The following is a 5,180-nucleotide window of genomic DNA, read 5'->3' as shown; positions in this document are numbered from 1 at the left end:
CGACCCCGGTGGGGTCAGAACGCCGCCCGGATCTCGCCGACGCGCTCCGCCCCGCCCAGCAGCGGCACATCCCCCACCCGCTCCAGCACAGGCCCCGACACTCCCATCCCCCACAGCACCCGCGCCAGCACCGGCCCCAGCACCCGCGTCCCGCCGTCGTCCACCTTGAAGGCCAGCGCCCGGCCGTCCGGCAGTGCCACCGCCTGGACCGCCTCAGCGCCCATCTTCGAGAGCACCCCCGGTACCCCCCGCATCAGCCATGTGTCGGGACGCCGCGTCCCGGCCACGTACTCCGGGTACGCCCGCATCGCGTCCGCGACCCGCCGCTCCGCCGAGCCCTCGGGCGCCAGGACGAAGGACCGGAACGCCCGGGCCAGACCCACCAGGCTGACCGCCATCAGCGGCGCCCCGCACCCGTCCGTGCCGACCGCGGTGACCCGCTCGCCCGCCGCCTCCTCGACCACCGAGAGGACGATCTTCTGCAGCGGGTGCTCCGGGTCCAGATAGGTCGCCGGGTCCCAGCCGTTCAGCGCGCAGACCGCGACCATCGCCGTGTGCTTGCCCGAGCAGTTCATCGCGACCCGCCCCCGCACCTGCCCCGACGCCAGGTAGGCCTCCGCCTCGACCGGGTCGAGCGGTAGGTCGGCCGGGCACTGCAGATCGTCCTCGGTCAGCCCGTGCTCGGCGAGCATCTTCCGTACGAGATCGAGGTGGAAGTCCTCACCCGAGTGGCTCGCGGCGGCCAGCGCCAGCCGCTCCCCCGACAGGTCGAGCCCGGCCCGCAGTACGGCGGCGGCCTGCATCGGCTTGTTGCAGGAGCGCGGGAAGACCGGCATTTCCGGATCCCCCATCGCGTACTCCACGCTCCCGTCGGCCGCGAGAACCACCAGCGACCCCCGGTGACGGCCCTCGACGAAGCCGGACCGCACGACCTCGGCCAGTACGGGGGCCGGAGCCGGAGCCGGGGCCTGGGCTATCGGGGATGTGGTGCTCATGAAGGGGCCTTCCGGGGGCAGGGGACCCGCCCCCGGAAGGGATCGCCTCAGGTGAGCAGGTCGTCTACTTGCGCTTCTCCGTCACGGTACCTGCGGGCGATCTCCGCGCTGCAATCGTCCGCGGTGCGCTGGAGGAGGTGGCGGCGGCGGGAGACCTGCTGTTCGTAGCGGATCAGCCGTCCCATTCCGGTGTGCAGCTCTTCGTCCGTCCGGGCGTCGAGGTCCGACAGCTCGACCTCGGCGAGCATGTCGGCGGCCAGCTGCCGGTACTCGTCGCTGCGGGGCGTCGAGAGCGTCACATGGCGGGCGGACGACCGGTGCGACGAGGGGGCGTCGGTCAGGATCTCGGAGAGCCGGTCGACGACCGGGGACTCCGGGTCGAGCCGCCTGGCCAGCTCGGCCCGCAGGATGTCGATGCGGCCGTGCAGCATCCGCCGTACATAACTGAGATCGGCCTCGTCCCGCTGGGCGTCCCTGCGCAGCACCCGCAGCGCCGGCAGCCGCAGGGTGATCAGGTCGTGGGCCGGCGCAGCGGGGAGGGGAGCCTCTCGGGTGCGCTGCACCGGCGTACGCGCGAGAGAGACCTGCGCCACCGGTACGGGACCGGACGGCTGCCCAGTGCCAAATGAACTCATGTGCGTGTTCCGTCCCCTCGACCGGTGCTGCCCGCACCGCCTGTGTGCATGGTGCCACTCAAGACAGTGCCCATGCAGGCGGTCTGCACCCGTTCAGCCCCAGATAGCCTGATCCGTATGCGTGCAGTGGTGCAGAGGGTGGACGGCGCGAGCGTCGTCGTCGCAGGCGAGACGGTCGGCGAGATCGTTGGTGAGGGTTTGTGTGTACTTGTGGGAATTACCCAGGGGGACACCGCCGAGAAGGCGGGGCAGCTCGCCCGCAAACTCTGGTCGGTACGCATCCTTGAGGGTGAAAAGTCCTGCTCCGACACAAATGCGCCGTTGCTGGTGATTTCCCAGTTCACGCTCTACGGGGACGCCCGCAAGGGCCGCCGCCCCACCTGGAACGCGGCCGCCCCCGGCGACATCGCCGAGCCGCTCGTCGACGAGGTGGTGGCGCAGCTGCGCGCACTGGGCGCACACGTCGAAACGGGCCGCTTCGGGGCGGACATGCGCGTCTCGCTCACCAACAACGGCCCGTTCACGGTGCAACTGGAGATCTGAGTCTCCAGGAGGCTGCCGTTACGGCTCGACCACGACCTCCTGGGCCGCCGCGGTGTTCCCCGCCAGCAGCTCCGCGTCCACCGGCACATTGCGCTTCACCAGAGCCAGCGCGATCGGCCCCAGCTCGTGATGGCGGGCCGACGAGGTGATGAAGCCGAGCTGCCGGCCCTCCTCGCCGTCGGCTGCCAGCCGCACCGGCGTTCCGTGCCCGGGCAGCAGCACCTCGCTGCCGTCCAGGTGCAGGAAGACCAGGCGCCGCGGCGGCTTCCCCAGGTTGTGGACACGGGCGACCGTCTCCTGCCCCCGGTAGCAGCCCTTCTGCAGATGGACGGCCGAGCCGATCCAGCCCAGCTCGTGCGGAATGGTCCGGTGGTCGGTCTCCAGGCCGACGCGCGGCCGGTGCTGCTCGATGCGCAGGGCCTCGTACGCGAGGAACCCGGCGAGGGGGCCGCTCTTCGCCGCGTACGCCTCCAGATCGGCCCTCGGCAGGAAGAGGTCGCGCCCGTATGCCGTCTCCCGTACGACCACACCGTCCGGCACCTCGGCGATGGACCCGGCGGGCAGGTGCACCACCGCGAACTCCCCGGTGCGGTCGGCGACTTCGACCCGGTTGTAGAACTTCATCTTCTCCAGGTACGCGACGAGGTCGTCCTGCGTGCCCGGCTCGACGTGCGCCCAGACCGTCTCGCCGTCGTCGACGAGATAGAGCGCGTGCTCGATGTGCCCGTTGGCGGAGAGGATCAGCGCTTCGGTCGCCTGCCCGACGGGCAGCTCGCTCACATGCTGGGTGAGCAGCAGATGCAGCCAGCTCAGCCGGTCGGCGCCGCTGACGGTGACGACACCGCGCTGCGAAAGATCAACGAGGCCTTGGCCCTCCGCGAGCGCACGTTGTTCGCGGAACAGGTCACCGTAGTGCGCGGCGACGTTCTCGTCGCGGCCTTCGGCGGCGACGGCACCGGGCTGGAACAACAGGGGGCTGGTCGGTGAGGATGACGGCATGTCCCCAGCCTACGACTCGGTGGTCGCGGCATAAATCAGTCGGCTTCGCCGACGGGCTTCACCGAGCATTTCTGACAGCGCCCGAAGATGGCGAAGTGCTTCATGTCCGTATCGAACCCGAATGTCTCGCGCAGCTTCGCCGTGAAATCGGCGGCCACGTCCACATCCGCCTCGATCACGTTCGCGCAGTCCCGGCAGACCAGATGGATGTGGTGGTGCCGGTCGGCGAGGTGGTATGTCGGCGCCCCGTGCCCCAGATGCGCGTGCGAGACCAGCTCGAGCTCCTCCAGGAGCTCCAGCGTCCGGTACACGGTCGAGATGTTGACGCCGCCCGCCGTCTTCCGCACCTGGGTGAGGATCTCGTCGGGCGACGCGTGCTCCAGCACATCGACAGCCTCCAGCACCAGCTGCCGCTGAGGGGTCAGCCGGTACCCGCGCCCGCGGAGGTCGCTCTGCCAGTCGGTTCTCACCACGCCCCCAGTGTAGGAGGGCGCGGGCGAATGCCACGTGCCCGCACGTGGCTGCCTGGACTACTTGAAGAAGGCGATCCCGTCGTCCGGGAGGTCCCCGAGACCGCGCGCCATCTCCGCGACCTCCTCGGGGGAGACGACCTTCTTCAGGTGCGCCGACATGTAAGGACGGAGCTCGACGTCCGGGGTGGACTTCTCGCCGACCCACATCAGATCGCTGTTCACATAGCCGTAGAGCCGCTTTCCGCCGCTGTACGGACCCGAGGCCGCCGTCCGCGCCACGGCGTCCGTGACGAGGTCGATCTGCGGCTTCTTCGCGCCGAGGTCGCCGTACCAGATCTCGACGATGCCCTGGTCACGGACCATGACGACCTCGACCTTGCGGTCGGCGTCGACGCGCCAGAAACCGGACTCGGACTCCAGCGGCCTGACCTGGTTCCCTTCGGCGTCGAGCACCCAGCTGTGGGAGACGTACTCCAGGAAGTCCCGGCCGTCCTGCGAGAAGGTGACGGACTGCCCGAAGTTGCACTTCTCATCACCGGGGAAGTCGGCGACGCCCACGCCCTCCCAGGTGCCGAGGAGGAAGGCGAGCGGGAGGAGGCTCGGGTTCAGGTCCGAGGGAATCTGGATCATGAGGCGGCTCAGACGATCTGTGAGGGGATGCCCGGGGAGGCGGAGAAGGCGGGGAAGACTAGCGCTGACCCTGGTAGAGCTTCTTCACGGTCAGACCGGCGAAGGCGAGGACGCCGACGCAGACCAGGACCAGCAGGGTTTCGAAGAAAACCTCAAGCACGGGGTGCTCCTTGCATGAGCGGGGTGGGCAGGTAGGGCCGGGCCAGGAGGGTGGCGAAGATCTTGGCTGGATCAGGGAGCGGGGCCTGGTGCGTGCAGCTGCAAGGCGCCGGAGCGCCCTCGTAGCGGAGCTACTAGGGCGTTTCGGCAACGCCGCAGATGCGCGTGCCAGGCCCCGCGAGCCCAGCCAAGATCTTCGCCACCCTCCTTAGCTTATCCGGCTGGGGCCCGGCCCTCTCGATGAGGTCTGCCGCACTCAGCCGAGCAGCTGCGTCTGCAGGATCACCGTCTGCTCGAAGGGCACCTTCGCCGTCGCTCCCTTGTGCGACTGGATGACCAGCGCCACGGTGTCCCCGGCCAGGACATAGGCCTGCCGGAGCTGACGGGCGCCGTAGGGCTTGGCCTCGGCGTAGACGTACGACGTGGTGTCCTCCACCGAGCCGCCTTCGGACCAGTGGTCGTCGAGCGCGACCTCGGGGGCCTCGTTCAGCGGCGTACCGCCGTCGAAGCCGACGCTCACGGTGTCGTCCTTGTACTCCTGGGCGAACGCCGCCGACTTGAACTGCAGCAGGTAGATCCGGGACGTCGTGCCGTCCGGCATCGTCCAGCCGCGCGCCGCGATATGCCGTACGGACGCATCGGCGAGCGCCTTCTTCAGATCGGCGCGCTCGTCCTTGGCGTACTCCGCGACATATTGGCCTGTGCCCGTCCAGCCGCCGTTCAGCGCCTTGTCCGCCGTCGCGCCC

6 protein-coding genes and 1 pseudogene are annotated in these 5,180 nt (G+C 69.7%); 1 reads left to right on the top strand and 6 read right to left on the bottom strand.

Annotation, left to right across the window (positions count from 1 at the left end; translation table 11 throughout):
- Positions 1–14 precede the first annotated feature (14 nt).
- Both J0695_RS36265 and J0695_RS36260 read right to left on the bottom strand, forming a co-directional pair.
- Complete coding sequence (locus J0695_RS36265) at positions 15–995, bottom strand: asparaginase (protein WP_206969027.1); 981 nt, start codon at positions 993–995, stop codon at positions 15–17.
- A 47-nt stretch (positions 996–1,042) separates the two neighbouring features.
- Positions 1,043–1,630, bottom strand: a complete 588-nt coding sequence (locus tag J0695_RS36260) for an RsiG family protein (protein WP_206969026.1) — start codon at positions 1,628–1,630, stop codon at positions 1,043–1,045.
- 117 nt (positions 1,631–1,747) lie between these two features.
- On the opposite strand from J0695_RS36260, the gene dtd reads away from it, so the two are divergent.
- The gene (gene dtd, locus J0695_RS36255; RefSeq protein ID WP_206969025.1) at positions 1,748–2,173 is read left to right on the top strand and encodes a D-aminoacyl-tRNA deacylase; all 426 of its coding nucleotides are present in this window, start codon (positions 1,748–1,750) and stop codon (positions 2,171–2,173) included.
- 18 nt (positions 2,174–2,191) lie between these two features.
- Here dtd and ygfZ read toward each other — a convergent pair whose 3' ends face one another.
- The 4 genes and pseudogenes from ygfZ to J0695_RS36235 form a co-directional block, all read right to left on the bottom strand.
- Positions 2,192–3,172, bottom strand: a complete 981-nt coding sequence (ygfZ, locus tag J0695_RS36250) for a CAF17-like 4Fe-4S cluster assembly/insertion protein YgfZ (protein WP_206969024.1) — start codon at positions 3,170–3,172, stop codon at positions 2,192–2,194.
- Between the two features lie 35 nt (positions 3,173–3,207).
- Positions 3,208–3,645, bottom strand: coding sequence for a Fur family transcriptional regulator (locus J0695_RS36245; protein WP_206969023.1), 438 nt, complete (start codon positions 3,643–3,645; stop codon positions 3,208–3,210).
- Positions 3,646–3,702: 57 nt separating this feature from the next.
- The gene (locus tag J0695_RS36240; RefSeq protein WP_206969022.1) at positions 3,703–4,275 is read right to left on the bottom strand and encodes a heme-binding beta-barrel domain-containing protein; all 573 of its coding nucleotides are present in this window, start codon (positions 4,273–4,275) and stop codon (positions 3,703–3,705) included.
- 415 nt (positions 4,276–4,690) lie between these two features.
- Positions 4,691–5,180: pseudogene (locus tag J0695_RS36235) on the bottom strand (hypothetical protein); the annotation flags it as partial.

Source organism: Streptomyces beijiangensis (assembly GCF_017315755.1).
Taxonomy (GTDB): Bacteria; Actinomycetota; Actinomycetes; order Streptomycetales; family Streptomycetaceae; genus Streptomyces; species Streptomyces beijiangensis.
This window is presented reverse-complemented; position numbering and strand designations above follow the sequence as displayed.

Excerpts from the sequence above, each read along its gene's own strand:
- J0695_RS36260 (WP_206969026.1), bottom strand. The coding sequence starts at position 1,630 with ATGAGTTCATTTGGCACTGGGCAGCCGTCCGGTCCCGTACCGGTGGCG.
- dtd (WP_206969025.1), top strand. The coding sequence starts at position 1,748 with ATGCGTGCAGTGGTGCAGAGGGTGGACGGCGCGAGCGTCGTCGTCGCA.
- J0695_RS36240 (WP_206969022.1), bottom strand. The coding sequence starts at position 4,275 with ATGATCCAGATTCCCTCGGACCTGAACCCGAGCCTCCTCCCGCTCGCC.
- J0695_RS36265 (WP_206969027.1), bottom strand. The coding sequence starts at position 995 with ATGAGCACCACATCCCCGATAGCCCAGGCCCCGGCTCCGGCTCCGGCC.
- ygfZ (WP_206969024.1), bottom strand. The coding sequence starts at position 3,172 with ATGCCGTCATCCTCACCGACCAGCCCCCTGTTGTTCCAGCCCGGTGCC.